1 protein-coding gene is annotated in these 522 nt (G+C 63.4%); it reads right to left on the bottom strand.

Annotated elements, in window-relative coordinates:
• Positions 1–522, bottom strand: a 522-nt coding sequence (locus ABD250_RS17995) for an IS3 family transposase (RefSeq protein WP_344393590.1), incomplete at both ends; no start/stop codon positions are given.

Below are 522 nucleotides of genomic sequence, written 5' to 3'. Positions count from 1 at the left end.
TATTGTTTTTCGTGCAGTACTTGTCGAAGTCAGCGGACGTGTATTGAGTTCCGCGATCGCTGTGAAATATTACTTTTCCGGGTGGTCGACGACGAGCGATGGCCATGTCCAGTGCGTCGGTGACCAGCTCGGTGCGCATATGGTCGGCCACGGCCCATCCGACGACCATCCGGGAGTGCAGATCGATGACGGTGGCCAAGTACGCCCAGCCATTCCAGGTCCGCACGTAAGTAATATCGCCGCACCACTTGGTGTTCGCCTCGGCCGCCGTGAAGTCACGGCCGACGAGGTCAGGTGCAGGAACGGGGCGCTCTCCGGCGACGGTGGTGCGCTTCCACGCCTTCGGGTGGCGGCCTTCCAGGCCTGCGGTTTTCATGAGCCGCCACACCCGCTTGTGCGAGACCCGATGGCCGCCGGCGGCGAGCTCTGCGCGCATACGACGAACGCCAGGGCGGCCGTTGAGACGCTCGTAGAGGCACTCGATCAGCGTGGTCAGTTCGTCGTCCCGCAGGTCTCGAGCTG

Origin of the sequence: Dietzia cercidiphylli (genome assembly GCF_039531545.1) — a bacterium.
Lineage (GTDB): Bacteria > Actinomycetota > Actinomycetes > Mycobacteriales > Mycobacteriaceae > Dietzia > Dietzia natronolimnaea.
Note: the sequence above shows the minus strand (reverse complement) of the source record. Positions and strands in the feature narration are given on the sequence as shown.